Genomic DNA, 15,925 nt, shown 5'->3' with positions numbered 1-15,925 from the left:
GGGTCAGTCTCGCAGAATCTGGGGTTGGAGTTCGCTGCTGCGCGGGGGATTTGCACCGGCTCGGGAGACGGTGATGGCAGCGATATGGGTTGCTCTCTGCATGACGCGACGAAGAATGACAGGTTCGGTGTGTCCCAGGTCCGTGCGGTGCTCGGCCCCCAGGAGTCCGGCAGTCCACAAGCCGTCAATGGTTGCGGACATGAAGGAGTCGCCGGCGCCAACGGTGTCGACGACCTCAGTTCGCTCTCCAGGGAGGCGAATTTCAACGCCACCAGCTGTCATGGCCACCACACCGTGTTCCCCCATGGTCAGGATGCCAATTTTCGGCCCCAGCCCCATCCATCCTGTCAGTATTTCGACGGGGTCGGCGCCTTCCCCCAGCCACTCCAGGTCTTCGTCGGAGGCCTTGACGACATCAGCCAGCCGGACGAACTGTTCGAGATGGCGGCGTGCGGTACTCGGATCGCCAAGTAGGCTGGGTCGGCAATTCGGATCGAAGGTGATCGTCGCTGAATCCCGGGCGTCGGCCACCGCCTCCAGTGCCACGTCACACCCCGGAGTAATTCCACACGCCAAGGACCCGGTATGGACAACGGTGCAGCCATCGGGGATCTCTACTGAGGGCAACGCCCAGTGGAAGTCGAACTGGTATCTTGCCTGGCCTGCGTCGAGGGTGGCGATGGCTGTGGATGTGCGAGAGGCACCTCGCGAGAAGCCGCTGAGATGGATGTTGTCGGCGCCGACATAGGATTCGATGTTCCAGCCGGGGGCGTCGAGACCGATCCAGGTTGCCAATTCGACCTCGCGTCCCAGCCGGGCCAGCCCAACTGCGACATTGAGCGGTGAGCCGCCGGGATGTTCACTGACGCGCCCGGCGTCATTGACGACGTCGATCAGTGACTCTCCGATGACAAGTGCTGTGGACATGGTTCCCCTCCTGCGGTATCCAGTCTCGCGCACGATTTTTGTCATGCTGGGGGAGGGTTCAGCCGTTTCTCCGCCACCGGTGTAGTCGAACGGTCGAAAAGCTGTCTCTAAACTGGGTGTGATGATCGCTTCCGGAAACACCCCGACTCCGGAACCGCGCGCTGACTCTGGTCTCTGGCGTGGCGGTGGGTTTTTTGCTGCCCTGATGGCATTGGTGTGTCTGGTTTCTGGCTGCGGTCCATCCATGCCGGCGGCGACGGCGTGCGTCGATTCGGTGACAGGTGCTGGTGATCTTCGCGCCCGGTATCGCTACGCCACGACGTGCCGGACAGCTTCCCCGGAGCCGACTGCCAAGGTCTCCGCGAGTAAGGAGGCACCAGACGGATCGACGAGCGAAGGTGGTGCCGACGAACCCAAGGATTCCGCCGATCCCCAGCCTGAGGAGCCAGGACCCGTGATTCCTGGCATAACCCCACCGTCAGCCTCTCTTGCGGTGGGTGAGAAGTCCTCAGCGGGTGCCGGCACCTATGTGTTGTGGATCAAGGCGGAGAATCGGGTCTATATCGTTGTCAACGGGGTGGTGAAGCGCGTGATGCTCACTACTTCCGAGCCCTGGAAGACTCCAGTTGGCGACTACAAGATCACGGATAAAATGCGCCACGCTGCGTCTACCGAGGACGGCATTCACTGGTACATCCCCAAATTCCTGGCCTTCTATCAACGTCCGGGGGCTGTTGGCCGTATTGGGTTTCATGAGATTCCGTGGGACGAGAAAACCAAGAAACGGGCTCAGCCCGTCAACACTTTGGGGATGCCGGGGTATTCAAGTCACGGCTGTGCAAGGCTTGCCCCGAAAGACGCCGAGGCCCTCTATTCTTTCGCTCACGAGGGCACGAAGGTGAAAGTTCGGTGAGCCGCCGACGTCACGAGGACAACGCTGTGGGACCGAGAGCGCGGCTGGGCCACAACCCGGGGAATTCAGACACTCTGGGGGCGGCGACTGAATCGGCCCGAGTGGGTCGGTCTGCAGGTGCCTTCATCGCAACCATGGCCATTACCGGGCTGGCGTGGGGGCTAGGCCTCGCGATCTGGGCCGTCACTCCGGGAGCCGACGGTTTCGGGGGGCCCATGCCGGCACGCGGCTGGGTTGGCAGTCTTCTCGTGGGTCTGCTCTATGGGATGGGCGTGGCGGTGATCCTCATTGTCCCGGTCGTCTTGCTCGCAGCGTTGTTGGGTGCGCGGCTGAAGCGACGAAGTGGTCAACGTCTTGCTGGCGGAATTGTCGGGGGATTGGCAGTCTTCCTGGGAGCAGTTGGCGTTTACGCTTTGGTGCCAGTGCTGCCTGCGGTGGCTCAGGTTACGTGGCCCGCCCTGGTAGCGGCGGTTGGGCTGGGAGCCTGGTGGGGGCCGTGGGTTATTGACGGGCGCCGCTTGCGATAAGGCTGAAACTCCCCTGGTTCGGGGTTGTTACTGGTTCAGCTATTCACGCTTAGGCGTGGTGCTCACGCGTACGGCGAACTTCATCAAGGGCGCGAGTTCTCTCGGCGTCGAAATCGATACGGGTGTGATTGGCACGAGTGGAAGCCAAAAGGCGATAGAGCACGATCATAAATACCACCCAGATTGGAGCGGCGATGAGGGCCTGACGGGTCTCCGCCGAAAAGCCCAGCATGATGAGGATGGAGATAAAGAAGATGATTCCGACCCACGACATGACACGGCCAGCAGGCATTTTGAAGGCCGATTCTTCATGACGGTCGGGATGCTTGCGCAAATACCTGAGGTAACAGACTAAAATAAGGCCCCACACCGACAGATAAAGGACCGAGGATACTCCTGCGACGAGGGAAAAAGCGTCCATCACTGAGTCTTCAAGAGTGACGAGGATGACGGCTGGCGAAATGCACGCTGCAGTCAAGATAAGCGCATTGCGCGGAATGTGGCGGCTGGACAACTTGGCAAAGACTGGCGAGGCGTCTTTTTCTCGTGCTAATCCATACAGGATTCGGGACGTGGAGAAGACCCCTGAGTTCGCCGACGATGCAGCTGAGGTAAGGACGACGAAGTTAACGATATGGAAGGCAATGAGGATCCCGATGAAGCTGAACATCTCGACGAAGGGACTCGCTTCTGGATTGATAAGATCCCACGGCTGCACGGCCATGATGACTCCAAGAGCTAGCACATAGAAGATAAGGACACGAGCCGGTATTGAGTTGATAGCTTTAGGAAGGTTGTGCTCGGGGTCAGCGGTTTCCGCAGCTGCCGTGCCAGCCATCTCAATACCCTGGAACGAGAAGATGGAAATCTGAAAACCCGCTATGAACCCCATGAATCCGGTGGGGAAGAACCCGCCACGGTCCCACAAATGAGAAAATGACGCGGGTGGAGCTCCAGCGCGGGGTGGTTGGAATCCAGTTATTGCGAGGTAGCCGCTGATCAGGATTAATGCGACGATAGTGACGATCTTACCGGACCCTAGGAAGAGTCCTGTTCCGATGGCGCCGCCGATGGCGACGAATACGGTGCTGATGGAGTCGGTGCCGATGAATTCGAGCGGTCGAGGAAGTTCGAGCGGTCTGGGGTTAGGTGCCAAGCGGTTCGTCCACTGAGAACGGGAGGTCAAACCGCAGCCCCCGGGATGTTCGGCTCTCCGCCCCGAGATGGGCAATCCCATGTGCGTGACCTCGCCGGCCATCAGTCTCATGGTTCCTAACAGCCAGTGACATACAGTGTGAAACATGACACAGAACGTTCCTGTCGTTCCCAACCCTCCCAAAGCCCTGACGATTTCTGCCTGGGTCTCGGTGGTTTCCGTCATCATCCAGGCCGCGTTGGCCTGTTTCATGCTCTCTGGTGTTTCTGGTCTCGGTGACGTGCATCTGGGATTCGGAGTGTTGACTTTGGTGGCCGCCATTGTGGCTGCCGTCCTGGCTGTCATGTGGAAGCGTCGAGGCGGACCCTCCTCCGTTGTCGGTCACGCCATTGGCATGGCAGTGCTCATCCTCGTTCAATATGCCCTGGGAGAGATGAGCAGTGGCGGCGCCATTAAGTGGATCCACGTGATTCTGGGCGTTGTCATCGTCGTTGGGCTGTTCGGTTTGCCCCAGTCGATCGCCAAGTATTCCCGGACGTGACGCAGACTGGCGTCAGCAGGCAATTTTCGCCGTTGAGGCCCCGGTGACAGCTACCAGGTCCGATGGTGACAATTCCACCGAAAGCCCGCGACGCCCGCCTGAAACCAGGACCCGAGGCTGCCCCAACACCGATTCATCGATGCAGGTGGGCAGCCGCTTTTTCTGCCCCAACGGCGAAATTCCCCCGACGATGTACCCTGTGGCGCGCTCGGCTGCTGCGGGGGCGGCCAAGGCGGCTTTTTTCGCACCCATAGCGGAGGCGAAGGCCTTGAGGTTGAGCTGGCCGCTTACCGGGACGACTGCGACAGCGAGTTTCCCTGACGGGATCAGCTCTACCACCAAGGTCTTGAGCATGATGTGCGGGTCGAAGCCGAGTTTTGCTGCTCCTTCATCACCGAAGTGATGATTTGCAGGGTCATGGTCGTAACTGTGGAGAACGTGAGCTACGTGAGCTTTGGCAAGGGCTTTCGTTGCAGGAGAGGCGGAGTCAGAGGCAGGCATCAATCCTCAAATCCGGCCCACACGCGCAACCGGTGGGTCATCTGGTCATCATGGGGAGCTGGATGGCCGTCAATCGTCAAAATTGGCACGACGCCGCGAATCGATGACAGCAGCCAGGCCCCTTGGGTCCGCAATACCTCGTTTCTCTTCATGAGGCGAGTAGAGGTTTTGACGCCGGCGTCGTCGGCAGCGTCAAAAACAGTATTGACGGTGATAGAGCTGAGGATGCCAGTTGCACCGGTGGGGGTCGTCCATAGTCCGTCGGCGGCTTCGACGACCAACCCGGACGTCGGGCCCTCGAGGAGGTAGCCCTCGGTAGAGGTGAAGATGACGTCGTCAGCTCCTTGGGACCGGGCGTATCGCAGGGCTGCGACATTGACGGCATAGGACAGGGTCTTGACACCGCCTAGAAGCCACGGGGCGTCCGCGTAGGATTCACTGGTCACCCCGCGAGACAGGCACAGTACGTCAATTCCCTCTCGCTCTTCCTTGTGAGTTTCGGAAAGTGGCGAGATGGTGAGGAATCCGCGCGGAGATCCAGGCACGATCTCGCGACCGTTGGTGTACACGAGTTTGAGGGTGGCTTCTCCGGGGGTGCGCCAGTTTCGGGCCGCATCTTCGATGAGATGATTCCACGAGTCCATGTCGGGGGTTGGGCCGTCGACTCCGGCGATGGAGCGGGCGAATCGAGAAAGGTGCTCTTCGAGGCGGTCGATTCGGGAGGTTCCGTCCTGGGCGGTGACGACACGGGTTGCCTCGAATACCCCATCCCCTCGCACCAGCCCGAGATCGTCGGCATGGCACACCATGGTGGATGGTGGCACCACCCCTTCGCCAAGTACGGCTAGTAGGTATGGAACACTTGAATTCATGCGTTCAGCCTAGTTGTGTGGATGTTACGTGGTCATAGGGGTTGCCATCCGAGACCACAGGAATGTCACTTATAGTTGGGCGTCGGCATTCAGCCAGCCAGGTTGATGTCATGTAACGAGCAGACCGGGAGATCATTAATGACGGAGACGTATCGCCCTTCGCAGATACGGCAGGCGTACCACCACGGTCATCTGCATGAGGCCCTTATCAAAGAGGGGCTAGAGATGGCTCGCAGTGGCGGCGCAGAGGCAGTCGTCCTTCGCGAGGCAACTCGTCGAGCTGGTGTGTCACCGAATGCCGCGTACCGTCACTTCGCGAATCGTGAGGCACTTCTCGATGAGGTGGGTTGGACTGCTGCCAACCAGATCGGTGCCAAAATGCGTGAAGCTGCGGTTGAAGCACAGCCCGTGGACGATGAGGAAAGAGTAGTCGTCAAGCTGGTCGCTGCCTGCCGAGCGTACCTGAACGCTTCCTTGACCGAACCGGGGCTTTTTGACGTCGCCTACCGCATTTCGGACGTCGGCCTGGACGCGATGCAGGATGATCGGGCGAAAGTGTCGAATTTGCCCGATTCGGTGATCCGAGATGTCCTCAACGACGCTGAGATCAAGCTGTCGGGGCAAGCCGACGTGCATGACCTGGGCCTCCTGTTGTGGTCGCTGCTCCACGGGTTCGTTTCGCTGTCGACTTCCGGACCGCTGCGTGGTGAGGAAACCCCTGAGCGAGTTGAGAAGATTCTCGATGTCATCCGCGTCTCTCTGCACGGCGCGATTGCTCAAGCTTGATGGCCGCACAGGGTCGCAACACGCTCCCTGAGGCCGGGTACCGCCAGATCTTGAATCTGGCGGTACCCGCTTTCTTGTCCTTGGTGGCTGAGCCGCTGTTCCTCGTTGCGGATTCTGCCGTTGTCGGGCACTTGGGCACTGCCCAGTTGGCAGGCCTCGGCGTTGCTTCGTCAGCCCTGACAACCTTTACGGGCCTTTTCGTCTTCCTTGCCTATGCGACGACGGCTACCTCCTCGCGCCGGGTGGGGGCGGGGGATCGTCACGGCGCAGCCCAGGCCGGTGTTGACGGGTTGTGGCTGTCTCTCATCATCGGCATTCTTGTCGCGACCATGCTGGTGGTCATCCCGACGACGGTCGCCGGTTGGTTCGGTGCCAGTGGTGTGGTCGCTGAACAGGCCGGACGATACCTACGCATTACCGGCTTTGGGGTGCCTGCAATGCTGGCAACGATGGCCGTCACCGGAGTACTGCGAGGATTTCAAGACACCAGGACTCCGCTGGTCGTCACCGTCGTCACGTTCAGCCTCAACCTGGTGCTCAACCTGTGGTTTGTGCTCGGGATGGGCTGGGGAATTGAGGGGTCGGCCAGTGGCACCCTGATCTGCCAGATTGCCATGGCGGTGGCGTTGGTGTGGGTGCTGTGGAGACGTACCTGCGGTCTGGACCTGAGCCTGGTGCCCCATGTGAGTGGAATCGCCTCGAGCCTGCGCGACGGTATCCCGCTGCTCATCCGTACCCTCGCGCTCCGCGCTGCCCTCTACCTGACGACGTGGGTGGCGGCACGAGCGGGAGCTATCACCATGGCTTCCTATCAGGTGACGATGACGATCTGGAACCTCGTCCTCATGACAATGGATGCCTTGGGTATTGCTGGCCAGGCTTTGACCGGGGCGAGTTTAGGAGCCGGAGATATCCGACGTACTCGTTCCTTGACGGCCACCATGACCCGGTGGGGAATGTGGGCCGGAGTTGTCGTTGGAGTTCTCTTGGTGGCATTCCACCAGCTGATCCCCGCCATCTACACGAATGATCCGGCAGTTCATCGGGCGGTGGCGGCCGGTCTTGTCGTGGTGGCCGTTGAGCAGGTCATCGCCGGACCCGCTTTCGTCCTCGACGGAGTACTCATTGGAGCGGGCGATGGACGGTGGCTCTCGGGAGCCCAGGTTGTCATGCTCCTGGCGTACCTGCCGATGGCGTGGGCGGTCCATCTTTGGGCGCCAGGCGACCCGGCCGCAGCGGTCGTTTGGTTGTGGATCGCCTTTGGCGGGTTTATGGTCATTCGTTGCGCGATTCTGGCCTGGCGTGCTCACGGAGACACCTGGATGCGGGTTGGAGCGTGAGCACGCTTCGGACGATTCGCTGCTCCTAGGTCGATGACCCTCGGGCCTCACACATATTCACTCGAACCGAACCTGCTGAACCCCTGGAACTGAGTCGTATCTTTCCGGCGCGCTGGTGAGTATCACGATCTGATTTGTCTGGGCGCTTTGGCCAAGCTCGGTGAGGATGTGCCGCACCTTTACCGGATCCGAGTAGACCAAGGCGTCGTCGAGAATCACGGGAACTCCGTCATCGGGGTCGACGAGGCGGGCTGCGGCCAGTCGGACGACCAATCCCAGCTGTTCGCGGGCCCCCGATGACAGCTGGTTCCACACCAAGCGCGCCCCCTTGAGTTGGCGAGCTACCACCGTCAACGTGGAGTCAATTTCGACGTGGAGATCATGGCCGAACACGGCTCTGCCGATCTGGTCGATTTCCTCGGTGAACGGGGCCACGTACGACTGACGCACCTCATCGAGGTGACGGCTGAGAGTCTCGTACAGCAACTTGGTCGACCGTGCCCGGCTCTCCAGCCCGTCGACGCGTCGGGCAAGTTGGTGCCTTTCGGTTTCCAAAGCGTCGTAATGTTCCTGGCGGTCCTGGCGCCCCAGACCTTGCAGCTGTCCCTTGAGTTCTGACTGACGATTGATGTCGTCCTCAAGGCGAGCGGCTGCCCTTTCGAGGGCTAGCCGACTTCCCTGCGCCTCGGCATGAACTTGATCGGGGTTGCGTTCGGCCAGTGCGGCTGCGGCGCGGTCTGCGTTGCCCTTCGCGACCCGGACGTGTTCCTTGGCGATCGTGAGGGCCTCGGCCAAATCGTCGTCCGGGACGATCTCGCGTGCAGCGGCCACCTCCTCGGTAAGCCGGGTGACAGTCTCGGAGGCATTCTCGAGGGCGATATTGGCGCGAATGACCTTGTCGTGTATCTCACCGTCACGCTTGTCCACGGCGTTGAACCGTGCTTGGGCCTGTCGTTCGTCGTTGCGAGCGTCGTTGGCTTTGGCGACAGCAGCGTCTTCCAGCTCCTGGGCCTGTGCGGGAGTGAGATCGACCTCTTCGACAGCCTGATCGGCCAGAGCTTCGAGTTCTTGAATAGTGCTCTCACCCTGTTCACGTTCCAGCTGCTCCCGCCAGGCAGCAACGTTCGACTCCAGAACGTTGCGCTCAGCCATCCGGGCCTCGGCTTGGTCCAGGCTGGCCACGCCCAGCTCCTCAAGGAGGGACACGACGGCTTGGTGGGTCGTTTCCGCTTTGCGTCCCAGGACCATGACCTCCGCAGTCGGGGAGATTTTCAATCTCCAGGCCTCGCCCATCTCCATGACGAGTTCACCGTCGATGTTGCGCTGGGTCGTATGGCCGACAGGGAGATCAAGATCAGTGCCGTCAATTCGCACCGGGACGCCCTCTGCCTGGTGCTCGATCACCAGCTGGGTGCTGGCCAACGCTGCTGCGTCTCTGGCGCGATCGTCGGCCTTCGCAGCTGTCTTGAGCCTGGCCAGCAGGTGGCGTGTTACCTTCTCAGCGTCGAGACGCTGCTGTCCGTCGGCAATGCGTTTCTTGAGTTCCAAGATACGGTCCAGCTGTTTGCGGGCCTTCGCCGCTTCTTCTCCGGCTCGAACTGTCGCAAGGGTACGTCGTGCTTTGTTCTCAGCGTTCTCAGCGTCGGTAACCCTGGTTTTGGCGTCGTCCAGAGCAGTCTGAGCTTCTGTGAGTTCATCGGCAACCGCTTTGCTCTTTTCGGCATTGTCAGCGGCGATCTGCTTGCACTGTTCGTGTTGTACTTGGGCCTCTTTCAGGCCTTCGACGAGCTTGGTCCGTGTTTCGTGGGCCGTCTTGGTTGCGCTATGACGCTGACACGCCTCTTCGGCTTCGCGGCTGGTGGCCTCGACCTGTTTTTCCAGCTCGGCGAGCCTGTTGAGGGCAGCTTGGGTTTGTTGACACTCGGTCTCCTTGGATGCCACAACGTCATGGTCGTGGCTGATCTCGACATTTTTCTCTTCGAGCTTTGCGACGACCTCCTCGATCTCCTTCAGGCGTGCTGTAGCCTCCTCAAGTTCACGGTTGACGGTCTCCAGCTGTTCGCGCTCCCGGAAAGCCGCTTCGCGTTCCTTGCCGTTTTTCTGGTAATACCGCTCGTACTCGGCACGCACACGGTCCATCAAGCCGCCCATCGAGTCCTCGTCGGGCTTCTGGCCACCAGCCTGCTCCAGCGCAGTCGTCAAGGCTTTGGAAGAGTCCAACCGTAATGGTGACAGACCGCTGGCTTGCATGAGTCGCAGGGCATTCCACAGCGTCATGTCGGCCCCGGCGAGCAACGTTCCCATCGTCTCGACGGCTTCATCCCCGGTGATGATCTGCCCGGCTCGCGGACCCGAGATGAACCTCAGCGAGGACTCCCGGTCCTTGATGAATCTCTTGCGGTGGACGAACCGGTGCTCACCGATGGTCATCTCAGCCTCGACGACCACCGGGAGTGAGGTGCCGTAGGGCTGGGCTTCTTTGATTTCTTTCCTCGTCGAGCTGGCCTTGTACTTGCTGTCGAGAACAAAGTCGAGGGCCTCGATCATGGAGGTCTTGCCGATCTCGTTGGGGCCAGTTGCAACGACGATCCCGGCGTCGGGTAACTCAAGAGTGCGGTTATTGATGGCTTTGAAGTTCTCGACGTGAATGCGATGCAGTTTCATCGGGCCACCTCAGCATTTCGGGTTGCCGTAGCGGGGCTCTCGGCGTTCACAAGACTGTGCAGGAGAATGAGGGCTTGGGCGGCGTCCTCATTGGTGGCACACATATCTGATAGTTCCTTGGCTGTGTCCTTTACCCATGTCGGTAGGTCGGCATCGTCCAAGCTGGCATCGTCTCCGACGATCGTCAGATCATGACGGTTCTCACTGGGTTCCAAGCTGGCGAAAACTGTCTCGTAGTGGGCAATGATCTCGTCAAGTTTGGCTTTTTGGGAAATAGTGAGCTGACCGTGCAGGTCATAACGGATGATGGTGCGGTCCCGATGATCGAAAGAATCGAACCGGTCTCGTAGGACCTCCAGATCCGCTTCATTTGCGACGTCTTGACTAACCCGGGCGTGCAGCCAGGTGCCAACCTCGATCGTCGTGCACGTCAGTGGTTCGTCAAGGTCGACGACGACTGCGGTGCCAACAGTTTCCTCTTTGAAACTCGTCGTCTCCTGGGTGCCGCAGTAGCGAATTGCGGCATGGTCATCGTCGACTGGCCATGCGATGTGACGGTCTCCGAGGGCGACGTAGGTCAATGCGCCACGGGCGATGGCATTTTCTAATGGGGCTCGCGAGATGAGGGCTTCCCGGCGATCATTCGACAATCCCTCCAGTTGGCCGTGACCAACCAGGATGCGTGGAATCTGAGTGGGTTCCAAGCTGTTAGCAAGTTTTGCTAGCGGATCGGCCGATGGATGTCGGGTCGTCAGGGGAGCAGCGACGATCTGTGCGATGACGGAGCCGTCGGCAACAGTAACGTCGATTTCAGACTGATCGCGCAGAACATGGACATTGCTAGGGCAGTGTTGGGTGAATTCTGTACCATCCCACAAACATCCGGGTTCCAGACTGTCGTGGTTTCCTGGCAGCAGATAAACGGGCAAACCGATGGATTCCATCGCGTCGCAGCTGCGGGCGATGATTTGTGCGGAAACGTTATGGGTCTCGAAAACATCGCCGGCTACGACAACGAATTCGCACTGTTCTTTCCGGGCAACCTCGCCCAGCGTGCGCACTGTTTCAATTCGGTCGGCAGTGAACCGAGCCTGCGGATCATCGTCGCCCCGCCTGGACAGATAGTGCCGAGTCATCCCTAGTTGCCAATCCGAGGTATGGAGGAATCTCGTCATGGAAACATGGTGGCAGGCAACTCGGACACTTCTGCGCAACAGGTGTTCCGTCGATGTTCTGGCTTGTCAAATTCGGGTTAGTGGAATTCTCACGGTCATTTGTGCTTCATGGCGCACGTCCTGAACCCGTGACTCAGCACGGTATCGATCGCGAGGGCACAATTTCAGCCAGGCTGACGTCGGGGTGGGAGATTTTGGCGCTGCCTTGAACTCGAGACCAGCGGGGGTTCAGGCCAAGACCTGTGGAGGCGATGGTAAAAGGGCCGGGACAGCGGCGGCGTCGGTCAGGGGAATGCGTCCCTCTTAGGTTGATATGTCAATAAGAGGGGTTCTGGAGTACCTAATGAGCTTCTATACTCCAGAACAAAGGAGGCGCAGTGACAGAGGATCGCACCGTTTGGCTGGATGACCACCAACAGCGGGTTTGGCGCCTGTGGTTGGAGGTAACGACCACCTTGCCAGCTGTACTCAATCGTCAGCTATCGCGCGACTCGCAGCTGTCTGTGCAGGATTTCGAAGTGCTCGTTCGACTCTCGGAGACCGACGGTGGTGAGATGAGAGTCGTCGCACTGGCCGAGCACATGGGGTGGGAGCGCTCCAGGCTCTCCCATCACCTCACGCGTATGGAAAAACGCGGTCTCGTTGAGCGGCGCAGTTGCTGTTCCGATGGCCGTGGCGCCCTGATCCACCTCACCGATTGCGGAATGACCGCGCTCAAACAGGCCGCACCCGGCCATGCAGCCCTGGTGCGCCGGGTTGTCTTCGGTGACCTAGATCACGGTCATCTCAACGATCTGGAGACCATTCTTAGCCGCGTTCGCGACGGACTTATTGCGGAGGAGAAAAGCCAGCTGGCCGTCTCTGACTGAGACGTCACGTCAGCTGTATCCCGTCCCACCATGGAAACAGCTATCCCTTGACAGTGGACTCGGCTTTAACATCAGCTCCACCTACAGGTAGGTGAGGAGCGACCATGGCGACACAGACGAACGTCACGCAGACATCTGCGGACCCCGCAGGTGGCAAGCCGCGCATGAAAGGCCGTCACCTTGTGATGATGAGCCTTGGCTCTGCTATTGGAACCGGGCTTTTCGTCGGTTCCGGTAAGGGAGTTGCGGCGGCCGGTCCGGCCACCTTGGTGGCGTATATCGTCGCCGGCCTGCTCGTGATCGCTGTCATGTACATGCTCGGTGAGATGGTCGCTGCATATCCCGACTCTGGTGCCTTCTCGGTATATACCTCACGCGCTATGGGTCCAGCAGCCGGATTCGCTATGGGCTGGGTCTGGTGGATCCAGCTGGTCATCGTGGTCGCGGCGGAGGCAATCGCAGCAGCGACAACTTTTGTCGCCATGTGGCCGATAGCGCCGGTGTGGCTGCTCACACTCATCTTCTTGGTCGCCCTGACGGCCATCAACCTGCTCGGAGTCGACCGATTCGGGGAATTTGAGTTCTGGTTCGCCCTGCTCAAGGTGGCTGCGATCCTCATTTTCCTCGTTATCGGCGTGCTGCTCATCTGCGGAGTGCTGGCAGCACCGGCTGCCGGAACATCCAACCTCCTCGGGCACGGCGGGTTCATGCCCAATGGCTGGTCCGGTGTAGCCGCCGCCCTCCTCATGGTGGCCTTCAGCTTTGGCGGTATCGAAATTATGGCGGTGGCTGCGGCGGAAACTGAGAACCCGGCTCGAAACGTGTCCCGGGCGGTGCGGACGATCGTGTGGCGAATTCTGCTGTTCTACATGGGATCGGTGGCGGTCATGATTATCGCGGTCCCCTGGGACGACCCCAAGCTCAGCTCCTCTCCCTTCGTCGCTGTCCTGGATCGGGCTGGAATCCCGGCCGCGTCTGAGGTGATGACTCTCGTCATCGTGCTGGCCCTGCTCAGCTCCCTGAACGCCAATCTTTACGGCGCGGCGCGAATGCTCGGGTCTCTGGCTGAACGCGGCATGGCCCCGCGCGCGGCCATGCGAACCCACGGACGCTCGGTGCCGGCGGTCGCCGTGCTCGCAAGCGTGCTCTTCGGATTCTGCTGCGTGCTGGCCACCTTCAAGTGGGGTGACGCCGTGCTCAACACCTTGCTCAATATTGTCGGCTCGACCGTCATCGTGACGTATTTCTTCACCATCTGCTCGCAGTACGTGCTTCGTCGCCGCGCCGAGCGCCAAGGCAGTCCGCTGCCGATGCGAATCAAAGGGTTCCCGGTGGTGTCCTGGGCCGCGATGATTCTGCTGCTGGGGATTATCGTGCTGGGTATGTTCGCACCCGACGTGCGCGCTCAGTTGTTGTCAACAGGGGCTTTGACAGTCGTGCTGTATGTCATCGGGGTCGGCTGGGTGCGCCACAATGGCCGCAGCCCGTTCCGTCCCACGACGGACTGAGATCAGACAGAAGAGTGACCGGGGTCATGTGGCTGTTGGGGGGAATGGACGAGCAGTTCCCGCTTACGGTCTTCGGCGCGAATGACCTCCGGAACGATCCTGCTTGACGGCTTCTTGGTGTTCGCTGGCGTCGTGGCGAGGGGCTGCTTGGCAGCGGTTTTCGGTCGCTTGGATTCAGCCGACTTCGTGACGCGGCCCATGGCGTGGACGCGACGACCCTCCAGACGGTCTTTGAGCTGAGAGGTGTAGATCGACGTGTCACCGACGACGCGCCCGGCCACTGCGACGGCGATCATGCCGGGGGCCAGCAATGACAGGTTTCCGGTCATCTCTCCGACCATGAGCAACATACCTAGCGGGGCGTGGGTCACCGATCCGAAGCAGGCAATCATGCCGACGATGACGAAGCTCATCGGGGAGGACGGAATACCCGGCAGCCCCTCGAGAAGACGCCACAGCGCAGCTCCGGTGGCCCCGCCAATGACCATGCCAGGACCGAAAACGCCGCCCGAACCCCCCGAGCCAATCGACAGGGTCGTTGAGAGGATTTTGGCGAACGGAATGGCCAGCACCATGAGCAAGGGCATACGCATGAGGTTGTCGGCGAACATCTCCTGCTGCACCGATCCGTAACCAGTCCCCAGGGAAGCGGGAATGACCAGGCCGAGCAGGCCGGCGCCCAAACCCCCGATGGCTGGGACGAGCCAGCGGGGAATTTTGTTGAGGTGGTCAAAGAACTTGGTGCCGCCGTAGAAGACGTCGACGTAGAGCTTTCCGATGAGCCCTGCTGCAAGTCCCAGCAGGACGTACCAGAGGAGCTGGAGCGGTTGGGAGAACTGCACTCCACTCAGCGATCCAAAAATCGGCTCGAAGCCGTAGACCGATCCGAAGACGACGAAAGCGACGATTGAGGACACCAGGGACGGCATGATCGCGTCGGACTCCATGTCGTCTCGATAGAGCAGCTCCGCACCGAGCAGGGCGCCACCCAGCGGAGCGCGGAAAATTGCCCCAATACCGGAAGCTGTTGCTGCCGAGACGGCAATGCGGGCGTCTGGCGTGGCGATTTTGAGCTTCCGGCACAGCGAGGAGATGACGGTCGCGCTGATCTGAGCGGTCGGCCCCTCACGACCGCCTGAGCCGCCAGAGCCAATCACCAGGGAGGACGCGATGATCTTGACGACTGCGACCTTGCCCTGCAGCCCCGTCGGGTCGTGGTGGACGGCGCGAATGGCGTTGTCAGTGCCGTGACCCTTAGCGGTGGGAGCGACGAAATACACCAAGATTCCCGACGCGAGGGCACCGCCGGTGACTACGAGTGGGATCGCCCAGGGGCGCGTCAATCCGGTTCCGGGAGTGCCGTCGCCTTCACCCAGGGTTCCCGGCGGGGTGTATCCGCCCAACGTTTCCAGCAGGTAGTGGGTGCCGGTTTCCAGACAGAAGAAAAAGATGATGGCACCGATTCCCGACACGATCCCGATGACTGTACCCATGAGCAGCCATCGGTTGAGGGAATCCCGGAAAGCTTTGGGGCGGTGCGGTACCAGGGCGCGACGTAGACGCCTCAGACGCTTGGCCCACGCGGCCCGGGTCTCCGGTCGGACAGCGGTTTCGGTCATTGCTGGCGGGAGTCCTCTGGGTAAGAACGGGTAGGAGTGCCGTGGCCGCTCGCTTCGGCGGCGCGGGTGAACAAGGTGAGTCCGGTGACGACGGTGTCGATCTCGTCTGGCTCCAGGTAGCTGAGCAGGTCGATGAGCTGACGTCGACGATGGTCGTTGACGTCGTGTACCAATGTCGAACCACGTGGGGTGAGGGAGAGCACATTGGCGCGGCGGTCGGCAGGGTCAGGGGAGCGATCAATGAGGTTCTTGGCGACGAGACGTTCGACCATCCGCGCGATGGTCGATGAGTGAACCTCCAGGTCGCGGGCCAAGTCGACCCCGCGCGTCACTCCGGCGTCGATGAGAACGAGAAGTCGGTACTGAGGAGCACTGACATCTTCGGCAAGTTCAGCGAGGGACCGAGCGGCCACGTCGACGAGGGCCCACGATGCCTGTAGTGCCGTCTCGACCTCGGCAGGGTCGGGGCCCAGCCCCTCCGATTTCGCTGCACTTTGCGACATCTGCACAGTGGAATTGTTGCACAT

General features: G+C 60.5%; 14 protein-coding genes and 1 pseudogene. 7 read left to right on the top strand and 8 right to left on the bottom strand.

Annotated features, from left to right (window positions below; all coding sequences use genetic code 11):
- Positions 1–3: 3 nt before the first annotated feature.
- Positions 4–927, bottom strand: coding sequence for a carbohydrate kinase (locus Q4B98_RS05530; protein WP_303196085.1), 924 nt, complete (start codon positions 925–927; stop codon positions 4–6).
- Between the two features lie 121 nt (positions 928–1,048).
- Between Q4B98_RS05530 and Q4B98_RS05525 the strand changes: the two genes are divergently transcribed.
- The gene (locus Q4B98_RS05525; protein WP_368492311.1) at positions 1,049–1,840 is read left to right on the top strand and encodes a L,D-transpeptidase; all 792 of its coding nucleotides are present in this window, start codon (positions 1,049–1,051) and stop codon (positions 1,838–1,840) included.
- Positions 1,837–2,367: a hypothetical protein gene (locus Q4B98_RS05520; RefSeq protein ID WP_303196084.1), complete on the top strand. Its 531-nt coding sequence runs from the start codon at positions 1,837–1,839 to the stop codon at positions 2,365–2,367. The genes Q4B98_RS05525 and Q4B98_RS05520 overlap by 4 nt, the downstream gene beginning before the upstream one ends.
- Before the next feature lie 49 nt (positions 2,368–2,416).
- Here Q4B98_RS05520 and Q4B98_RS05515 read toward each other — a convergent pair.
- A pseudogene (locus tag Q4B98_RS05515) lies at positions 2,417–3,403 on the bottom strand (amino acid permease); the annotation flags it as partial.
- A gap of 265 nt (positions 3,404–3,668) precedes the next feature.
- Here Q4B98_RS05515 and Q4B98_RS05510 point away from each other — a divergent pair.
- On the top strand, positions 3,669–4,064 hold the full coding sequence (locus tag Q4B98_RS05510; protein ID WP_303196083.1) for a hypothetical protein: 396 nt from the start codon (positions 3,669–3,671) through the stop codon (positions 4,062–4,064).
- Between the two features lie 12 nt (positions 4,065–4,076).
- Here the strand turns inward: Q4B98_RS05510 and ybaK are convergent, their stop codons facing one another.
- Complete coding sequence (ybaK, locus tag Q4B98_RS05505; protein ID WP_303196082.1) at positions 4,077–4,565, bottom strand: Cys-tRNA(Pro) deacylase; 489 nt, start codon at positions 4,563–4,565, stop codon at positions 4,077–4,079.
- On the bottom strand, positions 4,565–5,437 hold the full coding sequence (locus Q4B98_RS05500) for an aminodeoxychorismate lyase (protein WP_303196081.1): 873 nt from the start codon (positions 5,435–5,437) through the stop codon (positions 4,565–4,567). The genes ybaK and Q4B98_RS05500 overlap by 1 nt, the downstream gene beginning before the upstream one ends.
- 138 nt (positions 5,438–5,575) lie before the next feature.
- Between Q4B98_RS05500 and Q4B98_RS05495 the strand changes: the two genes are divergently transcribed.
- Positions 5,576–6,223, top strand: coding sequence for a TetR/AcrR family transcriptional regulator (locus tag Q4B98_RS05495; protein WP_303196080.1), 648 nt, complete (start codon positions 5,576–5,578; stop codon positions 6,221–6,223).
- Positions 6,223–7,563: an MATE family efflux transporter gene (locus Q4B98_RS05490; RefSeq protein WP_303196079.1), complete on the top strand. Its 1,341-nt coding sequence runs from the start codon at positions 6,223–6,225 to the stop codon at positions 7,561–7,563. The genes Q4B98_RS05495 and Q4B98_RS05490 overlap by 1 nt, the downstream gene beginning before the upstream one ends.
- A 57-nt stretch (positions 7,564–7,620) precedes the next feature.
- Here the strand turns inward: Q4B98_RS05490 and Q4B98_RS05485 are convergent, their stop codons facing one another.
- Positions 7,621–10,227: an AAA family ATPase gene (locus Q4B98_RS05485; protein ID WP_303196078.1), complete on the bottom strand. Its 2,607-nt coding sequence runs from the start codon at positions 10,225–10,227 to the stop codon at positions 7,621–7,623.
- Positions 10,224–11,402 (bottom strand): metallophosphoesterase, encoded by a 1,179-nt coding sequence (locus Q4B98_RS05480; protein ID WP_303196077.1) that lies wholly within the window; start codon positions 11,400–11,402, stop codon positions 10,224–10,226. The genes Q4B98_RS05485 and Q4B98_RS05480 overlap by 4 nt, the downstream gene beginning before the upstream one ends.
- Positions 11,403–11,779: 377 nt before the next feature.
- On the opposite strand from Q4B98_RS05480, the gene Q4B98_RS05475 reads away from it, so the two are divergent.
- Together Q4B98_RS05475 and Q4B98_RS05470 are read left to right on the top strand one after the other, a co-directional pair.
- Complete coding sequence (locus Q4B98_RS05475) at positions 11,780–12,271, top strand: MarR family winged helix-turn-helix transcriptional regulator (RefSeq protein ID WP_303196076.1); 492 nt, start codon at positions 11,780–11,782, stop codon at positions 12,269–12,271.
- A 104-nt stretch (positions 12,272–12,375) separates the two neighbouring features.
- Positions 12,376–13,779: an amino acid permease gene (locus Q4B98_RS05470; RefSeq protein WP_303196075.1), complete on the top strand. Its 1,404-nt coding sequence runs from the start codon at positions 12,376–12,378 to the stop codon at positions 13,777–13,779.
- 2 nt (positions 13,780–13,781) lie between these two features.
- On the opposite strand, the gene Q4B98_RS05465 is transcribed toward Q4B98_RS05470, so the two are convergent.
- Complete coding sequence (locus Q4B98_RS05465; RefSeq protein WP_303196074.1) at positions 13,782–15,398, bottom strand: chloride channel protein; 1,617 nt, start codon at positions 15,396–15,398, stop codon at positions 13,782–13,784.
- A complete protein-coding gene (locus Q4B98_RS05460) occupies positions 15,395–15,907 on the bottom strand; it encodes a MarR family winged helix-turn-helix transcriptional regulator (RefSeq protein WP_303196073.1) in 513 nt (170 codons plus the stop codon). The genes Q4B98_RS05465 and Q4B98_RS05460 overlap by 4 nt, the downstream gene beginning before the upstream one ends.
- Positions 15,908–15,925: the final 18 nt, after the last annotated feature.

Source organism: Cutibacterium sp., from assembly GCF_030525615.1.
In the GTDB taxonomy this organism is placed as follows: Bacteria; Actinomycetota; Actinomycetes; order Propionibacteriales; family Propionibacteriaceae; genus Cutibacterium.
This window is presented reverse-complemented; position numbering and strand designations above follow the sequence as displayed.